Raw genomic sequence first — 22,166 nt, 5'->3', positions numbered from 1 at the left:
GGCGGAACAGCAGCAACCGTAATTACAGCAACTAATACATCATGGAGCGGTGCAAACTCAACCAACAAGTTTAACATTTCCTACCTGATCGGTGCTGGTGGTGCATACGCAGGAAAAGCAACAGGTTTAAATGTTGTTCCGGTAGTTTATACTGTAACACAACAATAATATAAGTTTTTATGTTGAATGAGGGAGGGCTTCGGAAGAGGCCCTTTTTTTGTTTTCTGCTTTTTCCTGCGGTTGGTATTATCCACCAACCAATCTGATTTTCAGCATGCCGCAGGGGCCTGATGCCTGGAACAAATTATTCTTATTTTAAGGCTCCCGAATGTCCGAATCTTCAGGACAAAACATCGAATTTTTTTAGCAATTATAGGACAAAAAAAAGTTCGTCTTAGGTTCGTTTAGTGTTCGTTTAGTGTTCGTTTGGAGACCGTTCAAAAATAGCTCAAAATTAATGGGTGTAATCGGCATTGAAGGAGGTGCAAATTAGGCCATGATTCCGATGTAAAAGATTGAGGTAAAAGATCGACAAATACTAAAATTTAGTGTTTGTAGCGAACTAACATTTCGACACAATTTGGGCGTGATTCGTCGGAATATCAAAGTGTTTATCACAATAACAAAGGGCGCCATTTGAACAGCGGTGCATTGAACATACCCGGGGTATGAGCACTTCATTCCCCAATTGGGAAAAATTCCCACATTAAATCTCCTCTTTTTTCCTCAAAAACCCTGTTTTTGGCATGTTTAGCGGTTTGGACTGCTCTTTGCCTTAGTATGATCAAACAAGGAAAAAAAAATCTAACTATAAAAACAACATGAAAAAAATATTCGCATTAATCGCATTCGTTTCATTCTTAAGTACAGCATCATTCGCACAGACTGCAAATCTTAACATTACCTTATCTGATGTTCTTTCATTCAGTGTAACTCAGCCGGCATCATTGGATGTGAACTTCGATACAGAATTAAAATACACCAATGGTATCACAGCGCTTGCTACAGACCACGTGAGTGTAACCAGTTCAAGAGGATACGTAGTGAAAGCGATCGCAGGAACAGTAACAGGAACAGCAGCACTTGCACCGGGAACAGTAAAGATCACTTCAGCGATCGGAGCAACAAATAACGGTAATGCAACAGGAATCACTTACGGTTCAGCAGTAACACTTCCTGTAACAGGCGGAACAGCAGCAACCGTAATTACAGCAACTAATACATCATGGAGCGGTTCAAACTCAACCAACAAGTTTAACATTTCCTACCTGATCGGTGCGGGTGGTGCATACGCAGGAAAAGCGACAGGTTTAAACGTTGTTCCGGTAGTTTATACTGTAACACAACAATAAGAAACAATTGAATAGTAGTTTAATCGTTATATTGAGGCCTTATTTAAAAGGCCTTTTTTATACAGTAATTATGAAAAGAATTGTTTTCTGTGTTTTTTGTTTAGCCATCATTGGCTTAAGTCAAAATCTGATGGCACAGGCTGGTATGACTGTTAGTCCTGGAAAACTATACTACAAATTAGCTGTCGGTGGAACTGCAACACAAAAAATTGTAGTGAGTAATCCAAACAGCAGAGATCTGGAAATTGGATTGTCATTGAATGATTGGGATTATGACTCATTGGGTAATAACCAGACATTTGATGCCGGAACACTCAAAACTTCTGCAGCCGATTGGGTACGCGTGATGCCCGGTTCATATTTTACTCTGAGACCAGGAGAAAAACGTGAACTTGATGTAGTATTTACTGTGCCTGCTAACGCAAATACAGAGATTCCAGTGCATACTGCCATGTTATTCCTGACTCAGTTAAACCCTGGAGACGGCCGTGCAGCAGATGGTACTTCGATCAAAGTGAGTGTCAGAATGGGAATTAAAATATATCATTCATTTGCACAAGCTGATGAAAGAGATATTGAGGTGATCAATTTCACCGATGTGCTCCCTCTCAAAGATGATAAAACAACAGGAGGCTATCTTGAACTAAAGCTGAGTAACACGGGTAAGCAATGGCTGGAAGGAAAAATTAAGTGGGAGATTTTAAATACACAAACAGGAGAGAAGAAAAAATTGGAAGATCAGGAAATATTTTCATTGCCTGGAGATCAACGCCTGGTCAGACAAAATTTACCTCCCAATATGTCCAAAGGTAAATATACTGCAACTGCTGTTATCAATTATGGTGACAAGGATCAATTGAAGCTTGTTGAGCTTGAATTTCAACGATAATCGAAATAAAAATGAAAGAATTATTCAGAAAGTATTTAATGAACGGAAGTCTGCAAATAACTGTCTTGCTCACTTGTTTGCTGTTTTTATATTCTGGAAATGGATTTTCACAAACTATAGCATCTTATAATGGATCTTCCTGTACTTTTAATACAAATACAGAAATTGCAAATGGTTGTACCACTTTGAATTACATCACAATACAGTATAATCTTGCGAATGGAAATTACCCTAATGGATGGACCCTGTCTGTTAAGGCCAATGGCGATTTTTCCAATGGAAGCACAATAATTCCTGCTCAATACGTATCCTTAGGTTTCAGTTCTGCGAACGGTGGGCCGGGTGGAGAAACGGGTACCGGCTACCAAATTTTAAGTACCACACTGGCAAAAAATCTGATCACCACAAGCAGTCAGTTAAGAACTCCGCCTAGTTATTATTTTGAACATAAATTAAACATGAAGGTTCAGGGTGGGAATCATCTTGCTGTTGGAACCGGAACTTACAGTACAACATTGACAGTCAGCCTGCTTGCCAAGAATGGGACTGTAATTGCAACGAGTTCAAATGTTCAGGCATCATTTGTTGTAAATTTCAGTAATTCATGTCAGGGGGCTTCATTAAATACTTATTCAAGTGGCCAGCATACCTTCAGTACTTATGCAGAACAATTAGCAGGAGCAACGGTAACTGATGCAGTTAGTGTTCAATATGCACCAAATGCTGCATCATGTGCAGGCTGGACTCTCAAGGTTAAGGCGGCAGGTAATTTCAGTAATGGCAGTCAATCTATCGCGCCTCAATATTTTTCATTGCGCTTTAACAGAGTAAGTGCCGGTTCTCCTTCAGCCCTTGCAATTGGAGTAGACAATACCCCTGTAATGATCAATAATACAGATGTTACTTTGATTAATCAATCTAATGCTGCTTTTGTTGCTTATTCAGGTACTGAGCATAAATTTGATATGTTGATCCAGGGAGGAATTCATTTGCTGGTGCCAAATGGAACTTATACAGGAACTTTGATTTTCTCATTGTTCAATCAGAATAATGAGCTTGTTTCTATGAGTACGGTGAATGTATCGATCTATATTAATTCTTCGTCAAACAGTTATACCGTGGAGCTTCAGAATTCTGCCAATGAAATAGATCTTGTTTTTAATACACTTGCAAATTATACCAATGGGGTGTCTGTAGCGAAAGCAAGGGGGCTCAGGATTGTTGGTTATCAGCCTTATCAGGTACTGATTAAAACCAGCGGATTAAATTTAGTAGGTTCTGATAGTAATACCATTCCTGTTTCAGCAGTAAGTGTAGAAACAACAAAGTTCACCTCAACAAGTGGGGGTGTATCCACATTCACACGGGAACTTTCAACCGCTGATCAGATTATAATTACAAATCCAATGGTTGATTATACACAGCAGAGTGTAGAATATAATCTAAGGTATTATACAGCGCCAAATGATAGCCGGCTCTCAGGTAAATCAGGTGTTTTTAGTACCACTGTGCTTTTTGTGGTAATTGCTCAATAATTATCTTTTTTAGTGCTGGACAAGGATATTACGGAATAATTCAGGTGAAAAAGAGAAGAAGACAATCGGTGATTCCAAACTATATTTATTGTTTGAACGGAATAAGTTCTGTGCTTTCTAAAATTTCAGGATCTGTTTCCCTTTTTGTGAAATTAAGTCTTGTATTGACACTCTTATCATTCAATTCTTCAGCGTTGAAAGCGCAATCATCCGATTCTCTAATTGTACTTGAGCCTTCCAGGCGTATAATTAATGCTTCAAATGAAGAACTGATCGATCTGACATTAAAGCTGGTAAATAGAAAGTCTGTTCCGCTTTCGGGTGTTATTAATATAAACCTGGAGAGTAGTATGAACCTCATCAGCAAGAATAAAACAGCAGTCAACATCCAACCTGGCGATAGCCTATTTATACCGGTAAAGGTATTTGTAACCAAAAAAACTACATCAGGTAAAGTACATGTGATTAGATTTAACCTGTCTGATACAGAGAATAATCTGTTGCTGGCAACAGAATCTACAGTACAGGTATCTGTTAAAAGGAATGTGAATATGTTCGCATTAGTTTCAAGCATACTCCTCGATGTGACCTCAGATTCAATACGTATTCCGGTCAGGATATCAAACCCGGGTAATACAGCTCAGCGCATTACGATGATCAATCGATTTCCTCCTGTATTCCAGAACGAGGCTTTTCATTCAACCTTAGAGTTTGTCATTCAGCCTTCTGCCGATACTCTTATTACTATAACAAAGCCGGTTACGAGGAAAATGTTTGCATCGGAAGGCTTTGATGTAACGTTCACCGGATTATATTCTAATGGAGATGTATTTGGAATGGCCTATGTCAGGATTCAAAGTGGCCGAAGTGACCGTGCCTATCGCGATCCATTACAAAGCGATAACTATAATGCCAATAGCATTTCACTGAGCTCGCAAAGTATGTTCTCAGATAATCAGTCATACCTTCTTTATGGTCAGGGAGATCTTGAACTCAAATCAGGACAATTAGGCTATAGCCTTGATTATACCAAGTGGCAGAATTCTTATTCGCCTTCAATGATGAGAAATACCTGGGTAAGTTATGAATCAAATAATATGGGTATTACTGCCGGTAATATTAACAGGAATATGGATATAAACCTGAGTGGGAGAGGTGCAAATGTATTTATGAATGATACAACCAATAACGATTCTTATGAAGTCGGTTACCTCGACGGAAACTCCAATTTGATCGGTCAGGATTTTTATAATTTTATGCCAACAGGTAGTGCCGGTTGGGGTAGTTATACTCACAGGAAAGAAAATTCTGAATTTTCAACATCTGTGATCTATGAAATTAATCCGATGTTAAATGCCAATAGTGCGATCCTTGGGAATACTTATACGCTTACGAAATTTAAAGGCCTCCGTATACAAGCTAACCTGAGTGCAGGGAACACCTCACAATATGATAGCACAAGTATAGTTAAAGCAAGTTTGGCCAGTGGCCTAAATATTACCGGAACGATTAAAAAATTTGCAATAAGCAGCTCGAATTATTTCAGTACAGGTTACTATCCCGGTATGAGAAGAGGAGCCTTATCTTTTAATGAAAGGTTAACCTGGTTAAGAGAAAGCTCGAATGTTTGGGTAGGTTTTGATTATAACTATTATGCACCTAAGAATTTTACAACTTTTCAATTGTATATGCCCAGATTTAGTACCATGAGGGCAGAAGTTGGAATGTCAGGCACCGTCCTTAAGAAAATGGTCACTTCAGTTTCTCCCTTATTTTTTAGGGAAACTAATAACTCATTCCGATTTTCCGGATCTGGAGATGTTGTTCATAATTTAAGCTACTGGAACCTCAATGCTTCAATAAACTACCCTATTGCAAATAATCATTATCTTTCTGTTAATACTGAAAGTGGTTTTTATAATACTTCATTTGATGATAAGACCCGGTTTCACTTTCGCTCAAACCTGAATTATAAGAAGGGTATTTTTAATCTGAGTTCTACCCTGCAATTTGGAACATTTTATATTGGAGAAGCTGTCAATAATTATTTAAGAAGTCAGGAATCTCCGAGGATACTGAGTATAATTCCTACTGTCCGGAAAAGTTTTTATCGTAATAAACTCCGTACAGAAGCGGGTGTTGCTTTTATGAATAATTCATCTTATGGCAGCAGTAGCTTCTTAACCGGCAGAGCAGAATATGATGTTTTGCCGAAAACCAGTTTTTACTCTTCAATAAATCATAACCGCTTTAACGGTTACCAGTTTAGTATCCTTGAAGTAGGTCTTACACAGAAGTTATCTTTACCAAAGGTTGGCGCAACCAACAGTGATCTGGAAGTAATCGCTTATAGAGATATGAATCAGAATAATATTTTTGATCAGGGAGATCAAAGGGCCGATGGCCATCTGCTTTATATAAATGATGTAGCCTTTATTGCGGATGCCAGCGGCTCTGTGGTCTATAAAAAATTGCCTTTAGATAATTATCGCGTATCTATTACGAATGACAAAGGCTGGTACGCTCCCGATCAATATATCAGGCTTGAAAAAAAGAAACATCGCCTGGAAATTCCATTGAAAAGAACTGGTACCCTGAAGGGCAGCTTAGTTTATAGTTTTGATGAGTTTAGCTATGAGATAAATAGAAATCTTCAGGGAATAGCAGTTATTGCAACCGATGAAAATAATGTGAGGTATATGACCAAATCGAATTTAGATGGTCAGATTATCTTCTATCTTCCTGTTGGTAAATATACACTGGTAGTTGATGGTGCTAACCTTCCTCCTGAAGTAGAGGCAGAGAAGAATATTCCAATGGTTGTTCTGGATGCTGAGACCCCTAAAAATATAACGATCAAGCTTATTATTAAACCAAGAAAGATCGAGACTAAAAAATTCACGTCTCCAAATAAATTACCTAACAGGTAAAAATATTTCTTTATTTTATTGTAACTTTTCTATAAATTTATCGTAAAGATAAATATGAAAAGCTTACTGGGATTTATTTTCTTCTGCTTCATTGCCTCTACTATTCAGGCCCAGTCAGCTTCTGCATCAATTTCTATCACTTTTACAGACATCCAATCCGTTAAATTCATTGATCTTCCTGAACAAGCAAAAGCTGACCCATCAAAAGGAAAATCAGCTAAAAAAACTATTGTTTTATTGCATCCTGCTACATCTCAGGTCCGTCAGTTTGATTCCCTTACTGAAAATATGGAGAACTTAATTCAGGAACTTCCAACAACATCTAAAAAACAAGCATCTTATTTTTTCGCATCCACCAATTCTAAAAGTGCAGAGCTTACAGCAGATAGGAGCAAAAAAACTAAAACTTCAGTCCCCCTGATCGTTTACCAGATAGATCCACGTTAGGCTGCTCATTTTTAATATACCGGATATATTCTCCTTTTTTTTCTACCTTATCCCATCTAAGGAGAGGATAAAATGACACCAATTAATTTCAGGATTAAATTACTTTTAGTTGTATGCTTTTCCCTGTTCTATGTACTTGAAATTTATTCACGAAATGTTGATCCGAAATTTAAGGTAATAGCTTTCTATACCGGGAAAAATGATCAGGCTCATATCAGTTATCTTACTGAGGCATTAAAATGGTTTCCGAAAATTGCTGAAGAAAATAAATTCTCATTTAGTTCAACTAATGACTGGACTAATATGAATGCTGATTTTCTTTCCAATTATCAGGTGGTAATTTTTCTGGATACCAGGCCTGAAAAACCTGAACAGCGAGAGGCTTTTCGTAAATATATGGAAAGAGGAGGATCATGGATGGGCTTTCATTTTTCGGGCTTTGCATTAAGTCCTTCATCATTCCCGCAAAATTGGGATTGGTACCATGAAGAATTTTTAGGATCCGGACAGTATAAAAGCAATACCTGGAGGCCGACTGCTGCAATTTTAAGGGTAGAGGATCAAAAGCATAAGGTAACCCGAAAATTGCCGCATACATTTCTTTCTGCTCCAAATGAATGGTACAGATGGAAAAACGACCTGCGAACAAATCAGGATATAAAGATATTGCTCTCAATTGATCCTGCAAGTTTCCCTCTGGGTACAGGTCCGAAGGCACATGAGATCTGGCACGAAGGATACTATCCGGTTGTTTGGACGAACAAAAACTATAGAATGCTTTATGTTAATATGGGTCATAATGATATCGATTATGAGCATAAATTGGATAATACTAATCAAACATTATCGTTTACTTTTGATAATGATGTTCAGAATAGCATGCTGACCAATGCCCTTCTTTGGTTAGGAAAAAATAAAAAATAGCAAATTGATTTTACCGGCTTCTAACTAAAATTTTGAAACAACAGCATAAAGCAAAAACTTACACATTGAGAACAGTCTTTATTATTGCTTTTTTCTTTTTCTCTCCAGCCCTTTTTGCGCAGAATGAAATACCCATTGAAAATGGAGAGGAATACAATGCTATTAAGGTGAAACCATTTTTAGATACACTTCATAAACAGAACGATTATGTGATTGCATTTCGTGTAGTACTTCCCTCATCCCGGGGATCAAAGCCCAATTATTTCATTTTGACACACCGTGGTCAGAGTTTTCAGGGATTCAAGTATACCGGGGAATTAGAAAAGCTAATCTTACCTGATCAATCACTTGAACTGATATGGAAAAATCTGGTGCAGAATGAGCTTTTTTCTATGAAGGATGAAAAGGAACTATCCAACTTCTGTCCTAAAAAGTACCATGTATATAATTCATATTCCTATGAATTTACCCTGATTTCAAAAAGCAGGATCAAAACATTATCTTATTATTATCCTGAACATTATGATGAGGCTTGTTTTGGAATGCCTGAAAGGAAAAAGATCATCAATTCTGTATCTGTTATTGATTTACTTGCCCTGAAAGATTGATCAGACTTCGTTGAGCTTTTGTATCTTTTTTCTTTCACCAACTATCCAGACAATATCACCCCATTCAAAGACAGTGAATGAATTGGGATTCAGGATCCGTTCATTTTTACGCTCAATACCAATAATTAGTCCATTGGTTTTCTCCCTGATCCCGGAGTCACGAACCGTTAATCCCTTTAATTTATTATATTCATTTACTACAATTTTCTGAACTATAATATCTTCAACATCATAGTCAGGAATGTCTGTATTTTCTGTTTCTGTTGAATCGAAAACCGGCTTAAAAACCAGCATTTGTTCATCTGTGGCAATAAGGCCAACATGATCAAAGGGTAATAATTTTTTGAATCTGGAAGGAGCATAGATCAGTTTATCTCCCCGTTTGATATAGGCTATATTTACTCCGTATTTTTCCCGCCATGCCAATTCCTCCAGAGTTTTTCCTGTGTAGTCGGCATTCGGATTTACCTGAAGATCAACTATATGTGCCTGCCATGGAGCCAGTTCAGATTCAGGTTTAAAATGCTGCCTTAAGATCTTCTCCGAATGAGAATCTTCCTCGGCTGCAATTTCTCTTGCATTCAAATTACTGAGGAATCTTTTTTCAAGTCGCTGGTAAAATTTTTGAATTCTTTGCGAAAATAACCTGAGTACAATAATGATCAGGGGTAAGGCAATTAATATAGCTACTGTGGCTGAAAATAAACGGCTAACCCAAAATCCTATTAAAAGTAGACCGAGTATGACTCTGGAGATCTCAAGAACCAGCAATGGCCCTTTACTGTATTTATAATCCAGCCATAATTCTTTATAGTCCATATTGTCTGGTCTTTTTGCCATTAAAGCCCATAAAAAGGGTGCGGAAATGCCAAATGAAATCACCAATACGATGATTCCTGAAATTACCGGATTTGTTATTGATCTATTTATAAAAGGCAGTAAAAAATTTATGGATAGAAGCATCAATGCTACCAGAACAATACCATTTGTAACCGCTATGTTCAAATAAGATTTAAAAACTTTTTTCCAGCTCGTTTCAGCCTGTATATTTTGTGTGCTTGAAGCATAGTTTGATAAATTATTGACCCATTTTTCGGGCAGAAAACGAACAATAAGTTCATAGAGTTTTTCAGAATATTGGATCCTGTAGGGCGTTGTAAAGGTTGTTATTACGGATGCACCAACAGCAACAGGAAACAGGAAATTACTTGTCACCCCTAATGCAAGTCCTAATGAGGCCACAATAAAAGCAAATTCACCTATTTGTGCAAGACTCATTCCAACCTGTATAGATTGTTTTAATGGCTGGCCTGATAGTAAAGCACCCATTGTGGAGCTGAAAAATCTTCCAAACAATATTAATAAAGTAACCCAAAGAATTGCCCAGCGGTTTTCCATAATGGCCACAGGATCGATCAGCATCCCAACAGAAACAAAGAATACAGCACCAAACAGATCTTTTACAGGTTTAACTAAATGCTCAATTTTTTCTGCTTTTGTTGTCTCAGCGAGGATTGATCCCATAATGAATGCACCCAGCTCAGCCGAAAATCCGGATTGTCTGGCTACGATCACCATCCCAAGGCAAAGGCCTATCGCAAGAATAAGCAGGGTTTCATCATCTAAAAGTGATTTTGCCTTCCTGAGAAATGTGGGTAGCAAAAAGATTCCGGCAATGAACCATAATAGCAAAAAGAACAGCAGTTTACCCACAGTAAACAGCATTTCAGTCCCCTCAAATTGATTGGTTATAGCTAGAGTTGAAAGTAATACCATTAAGAGGATCACAACAATATCTTCCACTACAAGCACCCCGAAAACTACCTGGGCATACTGCTTTGTTTTGACGCCAAGTTCATCAAATGCCTTAATAATAATGGTGGTTGACGAACTGGCGAGCATCCCTCCGAGGAAAAGGCTATCCATAAGTGACCATCCCATCCATTGTCCGACTAAATATCCCGATACTGTAATAAAAACTATTCCGATCAGGCCTGTTATTGAGGCAGCACCACCAACACGCACCAGTTTTTTAAAACTGAATTCGAGACCAAGGCTAAACAATAAAAATATAACACCAATCTCTGCCAGCGTTTCAATATTCGTTGTATCAACAACTGTAGGAGTGATGGATAAATGGGGGCCAACCAAAAAACCTGCAATAATATAACCTAATACAAGTGGCTGCTTTATCTTCCTGAATAAAATAGTTGTTATTGCAGCAACAATAAGTATTAATGCCAGATCTTCAATAAGTTTTGGTAAATGACCCATTTAATTTCTCCCGTTCTGTCTTTTTTGTATGTTTTCGCTTTAATATAGTAAAAATAATGATGAGAATGGTCATAAAAGTGACGAATTTGAAGGAATTGATAATTACTGTATTTGCACTATTTAATGTCATTTATGGCTGTTGGAAATTAGATCATATGTCTGATTGAATTTAATGGTCAGTTCATTACTTTTATTGAAACATTAGAATCTATTGAAAATGATAAATGGTATAAATCTTATTACTGACGAGAATGGAAAGACAAAAGCTATTCTGCTCGATCTTATCCAATTCAAGAAGGATGGGCTGAGCGCAGAATCCATTCTTGATTCACTTTCTGATCTTCAGCAAATGATAAATGATGCAGGAGTAGAAAAGAAAGCTCCCAATACCTGGGAAATGGCCAAAGAAAAATTAAAGGATTTAAAACCCTGAAATTTCTTTTGGGATTCCGAATTTGTTCGAAAATGGCAAATGCATGTTTTTCCTCTCCGGACTGTTTTCCCGGACAGAAAAAATATCAATATGTTAATCGCTATTACGGACTTGAATGGAAACATTTATAGATTGTTGAAAATAGCTTTATTTGGGATAGCTTTAATTTTCCTAATTTAGCCGAATCATTAAGATAGCCAATGAGTACAACATTTGATTTTGAAAAGCCTATTGCAGATCTGCAATTACAGATTGAAAAGGTTAAGCAGGTCTCTGAAAAGACTAAGGTCGACATGACTGCAACCATTACTGAGCTGGAAGCTAAGCTTGATTTCACCAAACATCAGGTTTATTCAAATCTTACAGGATGGCAGAATGTTCAGATCTCCAGGCATCCGGAGCGGCCTTATACTCTTTCATATATTGAAATGATCTGCGATGATTTCATTGAAATGCATGGTGATCGTACTGTGAAAGATGATAAAGCCATCGTAGGTGGTTTTGCTAGTATTGGTGGTCAGACAGTAATGGTTATTGGCCATCAAAAGGGAGTGAATACAAAAATGCGTCAATACCGCAATTTCGGTATGGCAAATCCGGAAGGTTATCGGAAAGCGCTCCGGTTAATGAAGCTTGCAGAAAAATTCAATAAACCGGTTATTACATTTATAGATACTCCAGGTGCATACCCCGGGCTTGAAGCTGAAGAGCGTGGTCAGGGAGAGGCTATTGCAAGGAATCTCCTGGAAATGTCTGTTCTGAGAGTTCCAATACTTTGTTTCATTGTAGGAGAAGGTGCTTCAGGTGGTGCTTTGGGAATTGGTATCGGAGATCGGGTTTACATGCTTGAACATACCTGGTATTCTGTTATTTCACCGGAATCCTGTTCTTCCATATTATGGAGAAGCTGGGATTTTAAAGAGAAGGCTGCCGATTGTTTGAAATTAACAGCTGATGATATGTTTAACAATAAGTTGATCGATGGGATCATTAAAGAGCCTCTGGGTGGCGCTCATCATAATCCGGAGGAAATGGCTAAGACAATACAAAATAAGATCACTGAAGACCTTAATTTGCTTCTTAAGCAGGACATTGATCAGGTAATAGCAGATAGAATTGAAAAATTCTGTTCTATGGGGGTTGTTGTTGAATCCTGATTTGATTTTTTAACCTGAATAAATTATTAAAAGACCCGAATCTTGCTGAAAGGCAGGATTCGGGTCTTTACATTTATGGACTGTAGGTTTTAATTTTTATTTCCTCCATTCGAAAGTAGCAGGACTTAATCCCCTCTGGTATTTTCCAAAGCCAAACATGGTAGGATTGTATTCGCCAACTATAAGAACGTTATTTTGCTCCGGAATTTGTTGCTCCAAGCCTGTTGCCCAATAACATGCATTCACTATTAGTCGGCGCAGGTCTTCACTCACCAGATCGATAGAAGCACCCATTGTAGTTGTAAAGATCTTTGCTTTTTTTCCGCTTTCAGAGGTATGACTTTTTATCCATGCTACCGGCATGACTGACTTCTCATAACTCAGTGGTGCGGATGGAGTCATTCCAAGGCTTGATTGCCCGAATATCAGAACCTGTGAATCAGTTGTTAGTCCCCGAATTCCATATACATCTGTTGGAGTCCAGATATCTTTTACTCCGCGTAAAATGGGATGGTCTTTCATCAAACCATTCACTAATCCTCTTGTACCTTCCTTACCATGAATTCCATGGTGGTCAATCCACGTTTCACCAAGTACCTGCTTGCCATATCCACCTTCCCATCCTTTAACCTTACTGTTATAACTATATTTAGCATAAGGACTTTGTTTATTTCGGGTATAATTGAAGCCATGAGTTGAGGTACGTAAGGCAACAACCGGTTTTCCTGCCTTAGTATATTCAACAAAATATTTCATTTGTTCATCGGGCAATTCCCTGAAACGAATCAATAATACCATCAGATCGGCTGTTTTAAGCTGTTCCATTCCTGGTATATTTGTTTGATTCTCGGGATTGATAGTAGTTGTTGCAGGGTCAATAGCAAAAAGAACAGTGCATTTAAATCCATGACGTTCAGCTAAAATTTTAGCCAGCATTGGCAAACCTTCTTCTGAACGATACTCTTCATCACCGCTTATAAAAACAATATGCTTCCCTTTACCAGGTCCTTCATTTCCTTGATATATAAGCCATTGCGGGCTTTTCTGAGCGATTGCTAATCCTGTATGAATGAAAATGATCATGATGATCATTGCTAGTCTGTTTTTCTTATTGTTCTTCATTTTCTTGAATTAACCAATCTGGTAATAATCAACTTGAAAATCATGATCTATTGTTTACCAATTCAAGTAAAGATCATGATCTTTACAGCTTATTTTTCTAAAGGGTGTTGTTTTAGTAGTTCTTCAGGTGAATAAAAACCGGTTTTATCCTTTACGGCAGCACGTGTAGCTTTTACTTTTTCTGCCGATACAGCAGGTGCTTTGTTACCAAATGAGTTTCTCACGTAGGTTAGTACAGCTGCTACCTCATCATCATTGAGCATGCCTGCAAAAGGAGTCATTGGTACCTGTCCCGGATATTTTTTACCAAGAACATCAATCGGACCATAAAGCCCTTTTAACACCAGTTTGATCAGACGTTCTTCACTTCCGGTAACCCAGGTTGTACCTGCCAATGGTGGGAAACCGGAACTTTCCAATCCTTTTCCATTACTTTGATGACAAGTGTTGCAAAATCCATCTTTTGCGTAAATAGCCTTTCCTTTAATGAAAAGATCGCGGTCAGCACCTTTTAGATCGGTTAAAATTGGTTCTTCTTTTTTTACAACCCGTTCAGATCCATTGAGGTGTGCAAGAGCTGTTTCATAAGCAGGAACCATCCATTCGTCAAGAGGATGTTTACCAGCTTCCATTAAAATAGCAAGCCCTTTGGCTTTTTCCAGCCAGGATGCGGTTACAATTGCCTCCAGTCTTACTCTGCCATGCACATCTTTGGCTGCTTGTATCAGTAAGTTTGGCTGATCAGCTACCTGATGGCCAGTGTATCTTAATACACGCACTGCAGCAGCACGAGCCTTATAATTTTTTGCCTGCAGCAATTGACGAAGTAATTTTTGATCAACCTTATTCAAACCCCAGCTAACCCATAACGCTTCCAGCAAATGATGTTCATATCGGGGGTCTTTTTTATCAAGTTTTGCAGCCCATGGAGTGATGGCAGCAAGCACCAGCGAAGCCTGGCGACCACGAAGTTCACGGCGTGTTCTGTAGCGGGTACGATATTCAGGAAGCTTGAGATTGTCTAAAAGCTCATTGATACTCGCTCCTGCAACTTTAGCGGGTTTAACCAGGGGTCTGGAAGGATAGGTGATGCGGTAAATACGTCCATGAGAATGATCACGAAGCGGGTCACGTACATTATGCTGCATATGTCCAATCAGAACATTATGCCAGTCTACCACATAGAGGGAGCCGTCGGGAGCAAATTCCATATCTACGGGACGGAAATTCTTGTCGTCTGATACCAGCAAGTCCTGACGATGTTTACTTGCAAAGCCGGTTCCCTTATCCTCCATAGCATGTTCTTTAGTTCCTAAAAAACCAATGGTATTATTAATAAGCATATCACCCTGTACCTCATCTGGAAAGTGGCGGCTTGAGATAAATTCAAGCCCTGAGGTAGGACGTACACGATGTTTTTCTTCGATCAGGTTTGTAGATTTATGGGTGGCGACACCATATCTTGGTTTAATAGATCCGGGCATCATCCAGAGAACATCTGGTCCGGAGGTCTCGGCAAAGAAATTCTGTCCCCATTCATCAAAGGCAATTCCCCAAGGATTTGGAATGGAAAGTTGTGCTGTGCGTTCCAACTGGCGGCGGGCAGGATTATATCTGTAAAATCCACCATTGGTAGCACGAACCGGACCATAGGAAGTTTCCACATTGGTATGCAAGAAGACTCCTTCACCCATATAAATTGCACCGGAAGGATCGGCAGTATATGCATGATGCGCATGGTGTGTATCATGATCATCAAAACCACTTAATAGAATTTCTTTTGAATCAGCTTTGTCATCACCATTCGTGTCCTTATAAAGTACCAGATTGGTGCCCTGAGAAACATAAACACCTTCAGGCGCAATTTCGAAACCTACAGGCAGGTGTATTCCATCCAGAAAAGTTGTTTGCTTATCGGCCTTGCCATCATTGTTGGTATCTTCCAGAATGATGATCTTATCATTAGGTTTTTTATCGCCAGGCTGCCAATGGGGGTATGTTGGCATGGTAGCAACCCAAAGCCGGCCTTTATTGTCAAATGATAACTGAACAGGATTCTCAACATCTTTAAATTCAAGTTCAGAAGCAAAAAGGTCGATTTTATATCCTGGAGGCAATTTGAATTTATCGAGGGCATCTTTTCCATAGAGATATTCAAGGCTTCCGTTTTTCTCAGGATTATAATTAGTTTCTATTTTAGGTAGCGGGGATGTATTTTTATCAGCAGCATCCAGATCCATTTTTTTTCCTTTGTTCGCCATCCAGATTGCCTGATCTCTTATTACGGTCAACTCTCTGATCTTTTTAAGTTCAGCAGGGTAATTATCCTGACCGAAGGGATTATAACGGCGACCAAATACATGAACACCATTAGGGATCTTAAGGTCATTATGCCACATCCAGTTTTTTTCCAGTACGGCTTCGTGCACCAATTTACGGTTGGCCTCCATGGCAGGTGTTACTTTGGATTTGCCAAAGATTCCATCAGCTAATAGGGGTCCAAACTTAGCATAAGCGGCATCTGTTAGCTGAGAACCATCGATAGTTTGTGGCTTCTCATTAGTATCATACCATTGTTTTGTAGGGGTAAAAACATTTAAATAATGAACCTTGTTTTTAGCAGCAACTTCTTTCATTGCCTTCGCATAGAGCTCCAGATTTATATTTTCAGTTTTCCCATTTGGAAGGTCGAACTGCTTAGAAAGATCCTCAAAAGCGATTGGAGATACAATAGCCAGTTTAGGAGCTGATGTTCCGTTATACTTTTGTTTTAAGGTATGTTTGATAAAAGCATCAAGCTCAGCTTTATAGTTTTCAAGTCCTTTTGCACCCTGAAATGACTCATTATATCCAAAAAAAGCTATGATTATGTCTGCTTTGTGATTGCTTATCCAGGTATCCGGACTATCATAAAACCCTTCGCTATTCGAGTTTTTTGCAAGTTCAGTTTGGAATTTCTCAGCGCCTGGGAATGCCCAGGGTAATGCACGACCTGAATGTGCCCTGAATCCTGGAGTATTACCACCGTCACACATATTCCTGATATACAGCATACTATCCGGATAACGGAGCTGCATTTCTGTCTCAAAATGACCATAATTCATCATCCTTGAGCCAAGGTTATTTCCAATTAAAATGATGTGATCACCCTTTTTAATTTTTAATGCAGCTGAATCTGATTGTGTAAACTTAAACGCAGTTAATGCAATTAGCACCAAGGTTAGTGTGTAGAGCAGTACTTTCAAATTCTTTTTCTTAGGTATTATCATGTTCTTAATGCTTATTTTACTTTTAAGGGGTTTACCAGAAATTCATTTACAATTTTAAATTTATTTTTTTGCCTGTTTTAACTGCCAAATAGATAGCATCAATAATTTTCAGGTCTTTTAGAGCTTCTTCGCCATTTACAGGTACCCGGGCAGATTCATTTGCCAAAATTATACCTGCCATTTTTTCCATTTGTACAGTTTGGTGAGTAACATGCGAATGATTTAATTCGCCTTTGTTAGTGCGGCCCCTGATGGGTCCATAACCGGTTGAGGGTTGTAATTCGGCAAATCCTTTTTCAGCAGTTAGGAAAAAGCGATCCAAATTACTCATGTTGTAGCTTGACAAACAGGATGCTACTGCTCCGCCAGGAAAGCCGAATTGAAACTGAATGGTTTCGTCTACGCCTTCTTTAAATTTTTCGGGGTTAGTCTTGGTTTCCTGTGCAGTTACCCAAACAGGCTCTTCGCCAATCATATAACGTGCACCATTTATTGCATAAATGCCTATGTCCATTAGTGAGCCCCCTCCGGCCAATTGCTTATTCAATCGCCACTGAGTAGGGTCGCCAATTTTGAAGCCGCATAATCCCTGAAAAAACATAATTTTCCCTAATTCCCCTTCATTCCGCATCCGGATAATTTCCAGGGTTTTTGGCTCAAAATGCATTCGGTATCCTACGAGCAATTTTACATTCGCTTTCTTACAGGCTTCAATCATTTCCTGCCCTTCTTTGGCATTTAAAGCCATTGGTTTTTCGCAAATAACATGTTTACCAGCTTTGGCTACACGTATTACCTGATCGTGATGCAGGGCATTCGGCGTAATGACATATACCGCATCGATGTCCGGATTATCTTTTATGAAATCGAAATTCTTATAATTGTAACAGTTTTTCTCAGGAATATTATACTTGCTCTGCCAGTTCTTTATTTTAGAAGGAGTGCCACTGATTACCCCGACTAATTTAGCCATCTTACAGGCTTGCATGGCCTCAGCTACACGGGTTCCATAACTACCCAGACCCATGATTGCAACCCTTAGAACGGGGCCTTCATAAGGCTGACTGTTAAAATCCTCAAGGCTCGCAAAACCATATCGGGGTATGGATAAAGCAAGTATTGAAGCACTTATTGTTTGCAAAAAATTACGTCTTGAATCCATAACATTAGGTTTAAAATATAGGTTTCAAATCCGGCACTATTTAATTAAACGTGATCTTAAAAATTTCAATCCTTTGATCGCTATATCTTCTTGTGAAGGTTCAAACTGACGCCATATTGAGGCTGCCTTAGCAATCATTTCTATATCAGGAATAAATGATTCAATGACAACATCTCCATCATAATTGATCTGGTGAAGAGCTGAACTTATTTTGTCCCAATTGATTTGGTCACCTCCGGGTGTTCCACGGTCAGAACCGCAGGCATGGAAGTGACCCAATTTACTTCCTGCATTTAAAATGGCCTGGTATGGATCTTTTTCTTCAATGTTCATGTGGTAAGTATCCAGCTGAAGCATCAGTGCATTGCTATTTACCTGATTAACCATTTTCATTCCTTGTTCACAGGTATTGATAAAATCAGTTTCATAACGATTCAGAGGTTCAATGGCCATTTTTACATTCAAGGACTCAGCGTAATCGGCTAAAGTTTTTAAATGTTTTGCAACTGTTTCCCATTGCTTCGCATAATCTTCTTTACTCACCAACTCTGCCCTCCCAACTCTGGAATACAAAGGGCCGATCAGGGTATCACAACCCAGTGCAGGCATCATGCTTAGCATACTTTTTAAATAATCAAAGCCTATTTGCTGTTCTTCAGGTGTTCCTCTAAGGTCACGTCCCGGGCCCATTGCGGCACAAATAGTTCCGCATTTTAAACCATTGTCATCCAATGCTTTCCTGATCACATGAGGGTCAATGTGGGAGGGGTCTTCAATTGAAATTTCTACAGAATCAAATCCCCATTCCTTAAATTTTGGAAAAAGGGATACACTTTCATTTGTAAAAGGGGAGGTGAATAGAAAAGTATTAATGCCAAATCTCATTTTTTGTGTTTTTTCGTCTGAAAGACTATTTATTTTTTGATTATTTCCTGCAAGATTAATTCCTTGTTCAGCAGGTATTTAAATTTAATGTTCTCCTGATATACTTTTTTATCAGGACTATTGTTTGATCATGATCTTGCGATATTCAACCTTCATTGGCGGACCAACATGTACCTGTATACCTAAGACTCCCTTTGTTTTACCATTCACCTGATCATTATCTGTGACATCACTCATCAAAACCCCGTTGATATAGTGTTGTAAACGATTGCCTTTTGCCACTAAGCGACAGGTATTCCAATCTTCACTTTTTATTTTTTTCAACAAGGCATCCGATTCCCCTAAAGAACCTGTTACACTTAGGTCAGTCCATGCGTTGTTTTTAATTTTTGATTGAACAGTCTCCTTAGTATTTTCACCACTTTGAGCTTTTATCATTGTTTTTTGTCCCCTATAAGCCAAAGTTGTTCTGCCACGCTCCTCATAGTTTTGTCCGGTATAACGGTTGGCACCATCAATATCCAGCTGATATCCTTTTACTGCAAAAGGCAGGTCTTTCAGTTCTTCGCTTCGGTAATTGATACCGCTATTACCTGCCAGACTGATTTTAAACTCTAAAGTAAGCTCAAAATCGGCCGGAGTTCCGTTACGCCAGATTAAAAAAGAATTTCGTTTAAGTAAGGTAGCTGGGGTGATTTCTCCAACAATACTTCCATTCTCCACCCTCCAGTACGTTGCATCACCTTCCCATCCATTAAGGCTTTTCCCATCGAATATGGAAACAAATCCTTTTTGAGGAATGTTGCTATGATCAGCCAATTTATAGCTGACAAGAATTAGGGACAGGGTCAAAATGCCCAACGTGAAGTATCCCTTAAATGTTTTAATCTTTTTAAACATGATTGTCAGCTATAAAATGGATGAACTTTTGTAAAAATTTATGTTTTAAATTTAGCTTTCCGATTAAATGTCTTTCCAGCTTCTGGATGCGGCAGATTCAATTACTGCCTGACAAACTTTTTGTGTTTCCAGAGCTTCCTGGAAGGTAGGTGAGCATGGCTCTCCGGTTTCCAGACTTTTTAGAAAATCAGCCACCTGATGTACAAACGTATGCTCATATCCTATAGAAAGACCCGGAACCCACCATTTATTCATGTAGGGTTGATCTCCATCAGTTACATGAATGGAGCGCCAGCCACGAACAATTGAATCATCTGCATGATCGAAATATTCTAAGCGGTTTAAGTCGTGAAGATCCCAGCGAATAGAAGCATGTTCTCCATTTATCTCGAAGGTGTACAATGCTTTATGTCCGCGGGCATATCTGGTAGATTCAAACAATCCTAATGAACCATTATTGAAATGGCAGTGAAAGAGACATGCATCATCAATTTCTACTTTTTCCATTTTTCCAGTTAGCTGATGCATACGTTCTTTGATGAACGTCTCCGTCATGGCGGATACATCTTTAATGCCCCCATTTAACCATATTGCGGTGTCGATGCAATGTGCTAATAGGTCGCCGGTTACACCTGAACCTGCGGCATCAATGTCCAGACGCCATAATGCTTCACCTCCCTGAGGAAGATCTGCACTGATAGTCCAGTCCTGAAGAAAATTAGCCCTGTAATGAAAGATCTTTCCCAACTTTCCTGAATCAATGATCTGCTTGGCTAAAGTAACTGCAGGAACCCGGCGATAGTTATACCAGACTGTATTTTTAACACCTGCTTTTTCAATGGCATTCACCATTAAAACTGCCTCGTCCAGGGTTCTGGCAAGTGGTTTTTCGCAAAGGATCATTTTTCCCGCTGCCGCAGCTGCGATGGCAATTTCGGCATGCATATTATTGGGTGCGCAGATATCAATTGCATCAATATCATCACGGGCAATAAGTACTTTCCAATCTGTTTCCACAGACTCATAACCCCATTGATCAGCAAATGCCTGAACTTTATCTTTATTACGTGAACAAACCGCCTTCAATACCGGGCGATAGGTCAGCTCAGGAAAAAAATCACTAACTCTTTTATATCCATTTGTATGGGTTCGGCCCATGAAGCCACATCCAATCAAACCAATTCTTAATTCTGTTTTATTAGTCATTGTATAATTTTGAAGATTTTATTTAAATCGATTAAAATCCTTAAGACCAGCTATTTAAATTGCGCACTTTGATCATTGCAGCCAAAATATCATTCCACGTTTTTTGCTCATTCAGAACGGCATTCGGGAACATACATCCATCCCAGCAAATATGTTTAAACGCTTTTGTCAGTTCTCCGTTTTCATTTCGAAGCCAGTGTCCGGCATCCACAGCAATGTCTAATTTGCCGTTAGGGTCTGTTGCCTGACAATGTCTGCCTGTTTTATCATGTGAGCCTGATCCATAGGCGGTTCCATCATTCTGAGCGACGTGGAAATCAAGGGTCCAGGGACGTAAAGCTGCCGTTAATTTTTTAAGACCTTCTGTAAGTGTTTCACGGTCATCCCACTGATAATCAGCTGGTAAAATGCGATGCTCTGGTGCATTATAGCCGAGGAGATATAAAAAAGTATGTGACATATCCGCCTGAAAACCAATATTGGGACGGTCAACAGCTTCCAGTGTATCCAGCATTGCTTTCCAGCTATGCATTCCACCCCAGCATATTTCACCTTCAGCGGCTAATTTTTCACCGTAATCAGCTGCCACATCACATGCTTCACGGAAAGTTTGTGCGATGAGTTTAGTATTGTTTATCGGATCTGCAGCCCAGCTTTCAACACTGCTTGCAGAATCAATTCTGATTATTCCATATGGGCGAATACCCATTTCCTTGAGTTTTTGACCATAAATACATGATTTACGGACCTGATCTACAAAATTTGCACGATCTTCTTTGGTACCCATTGCTGGTCCGCCCCAAATGGGAGCAACCAAACTCCCAATCACTAAATTATGTTTGCTAACCTGATCAGCCAATCTTTTAATTCCATCAAGATCATCTAAATCGATTGAAGGATCAAAGAGTCCAACATCAACTCCATCAAATTTTATTCCATCAACTTCCGCCGCAGCAGTCATTTCCAGCATTTTTTCCAATGAAACAGGAGGTTCTGAATCAGGACCTTTCCCCACAATACCAGGCCATGTTGCATTGTGAAGTTTTGGATAAATATTCTCAGTCATATTCAAA

17 protein-coding genes are annotated in these 22,166 nt (G+C 38.9%); 9 read left to right on the top strand and 8 right to left on the bottom strand.

The window, feature by feature from the left end; genetic code table 11:
* Nucleotides 1–821: 821 nt before the first annotated feature.
* The 7 genes from BLR27_RS14940 to BLR27_RS14910 all read left to right on the top strand — a co-directional run bounded on the left by BLR27_RS14940 (nucleotide 822) and on the right by BLR27_RS14910 (nucleotide 8,685).
* Entirely contained in the window at nucleotides 822–1,352 is a 531-nt protein-coding gene (locus BLR27_RS14940; protein WP_090706214.1) for a hypothetical protein, read from the top strand.
* Nucleotides 1,353–1,422: 70 nt separating this feature from the next.
* A complete protein-coding gene (locus BLR27_RS14935; protein ID WP_090706212.1) occupies nucleotides 1,423–2,241 on the top strand; it encodes a fimbrial biogenesis chaperone in 819 nt (272 codons plus the stop codon).
* An 11-nt stretch (nucleotides 2,242–2,252) separates the two neighbouring features.
* Nucleotides 2,253–3,776: a hypothetical protein gene (locus BLR27_RS14930; RefSeq protein WP_090706210.1), complete on the top strand. Its 1,524-nt coding sequence runs from the start codon at nucleotides 2,253–2,255 to the stop codon at nucleotides 3,774–3,776.
* A 92-nt stretch (nucleotides 3,777–3,868) separates the two neighbouring features.
* On the top strand, nucleotides 3,869–6,706 hold the full coding sequence (locus BLR27_RS14925) for a hypothetical protein (RefSeq protein ID WP_143007756.1): 2,838 nt from the start codon (nucleotides 3,869–3,871) through the stop codon (nucleotides 6,704–6,706).
* A gap of 54 nt (nucleotides 6,707–6,760) precedes the next feature.
* Entirely contained in the window at nucleotides 6,761–7,153 is a 393-nt protein-coding gene (locus tag BLR27_RS14920; protein ID WP_090706207.1) for a hypothetical protein, read from the top strand.
* 72 nt (nucleotides 7,154–7,225) lie between these two features.
* Nucleotides 7,226–8,077 (top strand): ThuA domain-containing protein, encoded by an 852-nt coding sequence (locus BLR27_RS14915; RefSeq protein WP_090706205.1) that lies wholly within the window; start codon nucleotides 7,226–7,228, stop codon nucleotides 8,075–8,077.
* A gap of 32 nt (nucleotides 8,078–8,109) precedes the next feature.
* Nucleotides 8,110–8,685 (top strand): hypothetical protein, encoded by a 576-nt coding sequence (locus BLR27_RS14910; protein WP_090706202.1) that lies wholly within the window; start codon nucleotides 8,110–8,112, stop codon nucleotides 8,683–8,685.
* Here the strand turns inward: BLR27_RS14910 and BLR27_RS14905 are convergent, their stop codons facing one another.
* A complete protein-coding gene (locus tag BLR27_RS14905; RefSeq protein WP_090706201.1) occupies nucleotides 8,686–10,959 on the bottom strand; it encodes a cation:proton antiporter domain-containing protein in 2,274 nt (757 codons plus the stop codon).
* Nucleotides 10,960–11,176: 217 nt separating this feature from the next.
* Here BLR27_RS14905 and BLR27_RS14900 point away from each other — a divergent pair, with 217 nt between their 5' ends.
* Nucleotides 11,177–11,392 (top strand): hypothetical protein, encoded by a 216-nt coding sequence (locus tag BLR27_RS14900; RefSeq protein WP_090706199.1) that lies wholly within the window; start codon nucleotides 11,177–11,179, stop codon nucleotides 11,390–11,392.
* A 200-nt stretch (nucleotides 11,393–11,592) separates the two neighbouring features.
* Complete coding sequence (locus BLR27_RS14895; protein ID WP_090706197.1) at nucleotides 11,593–12,549, top strand: acetyl-CoA carboxylase carboxyltransferase subunit alpha; 957 nt, start codon at nucleotides 11,593–11,595, stop codon at nucleotides 12,547–12,549.
* 96 nt (nucleotides 12,550–12,645) lie between these two features.
* Here BLR27_RS14895 and BLR27_RS14890 read toward each other — a convergent pair whose 3' ends face one another.
* From BLR27_RS14890 to BLR27_RS14860, 7 genes are all read right to left on the bottom strand, one after another.
* Nucleotides 12,646–13,671 (bottom strand): ThuA domain-containing protein, encoded by a 1,026-nt coding sequence (locus BLR27_RS14890; protein WP_090706195.1) that lies wholly within the window; start codon nucleotides 13,669–13,671, stop codon nucleotides 12,646–12,648.
* Nucleotides 13,672–13,760: 89 nt separating this feature from the next.
* Entirely contained in the window at nucleotides 13,761–16,940 is a 3,180-nt protein-coding gene (locus tag BLR27_RS14885) for a PVC-type heme-binding CxxCH protein (protein WP_090706194.1), read from the bottom strand.
* Between the two features lie 46 nt (nucleotides 16,941–16,986).
* Complete coding sequence (locus tag BLR27_RS14880; RefSeq protein ID WP_090706192.1) at nucleotides 16,987–18,102, bottom strand: Gfo/Idh/MocA family protein; 1,116 nt, start codon at nucleotides 18,100–18,102, stop codon at nucleotides 16,987–16,989.
* A gap of 36 nt (nucleotides 18,103–18,138) precedes the next feature.
* Nucleotides 18,139–18,987 carry a sugar phosphate isomerase/epimerase family protein gene (locus tag BLR27_RS14875; RefSeq protein WP_090706190.1) on the bottom strand — a complete coding sequence of 283 codons (849 nt, stop codon included), beginning with the start codon at nucleotides 18,985–18,987 and terminating at the stop codon, nucleotides 18,139–18,141.
* Between the two features lie 117 nt (nucleotides 18,988–19,104).
* Nucleotides 19,105–19,887: a 3-keto-disaccharide hydrolase gene (locus BLR27_RS14870; protein ID WP_090706189.1), complete on the bottom strand. Its 783-nt coding sequence runs from the start codon at nucleotides 19,885–19,887 to the stop codon at nucleotides 19,105–19,107.
* 63 nt (nucleotides 19,888–19,950) lie between these two features.
* Complete coding sequence (locus tag BLR27_RS14865; RefSeq protein WP_090706187.1) at nucleotides 19,951–21,093, bottom strand: Gfo/Idh/MocA family protein; 1,143 nt, start codon at nucleotides 21,091–21,093, stop codon at nucleotides 19,951–19,953.
* A gap of 40 nt (nucleotides 21,094–21,133) precedes the next feature.
* Nucleotides 21,134–22,159: a sugar phosphate isomerase/epimerase family protein gene (locus BLR27_RS14860; protein WP_090706185.1), complete on the bottom strand. Its 1,026-nt coding sequence runs from the start codon at nucleotides 22,157–22,159 to the stop codon at nucleotides 21,134–21,136.
* Nucleotides 22,160–22,166 lie beyond the last annotated feature (7 nt).

The sequence above is a fragment of the Daejeonella rubra genome (genome assembly GCF_900103545.1).
GTDB classification, from domain to species: Bacteria; Bacteroidota; Bacteroidia; order Sphingobacteriales; family Sphingobacteriaceae; genus Daejeonella; species Daejeonella rubra.
This window is presented reverse-complemented; position numbering and strand designations above follow the sequence as displayed.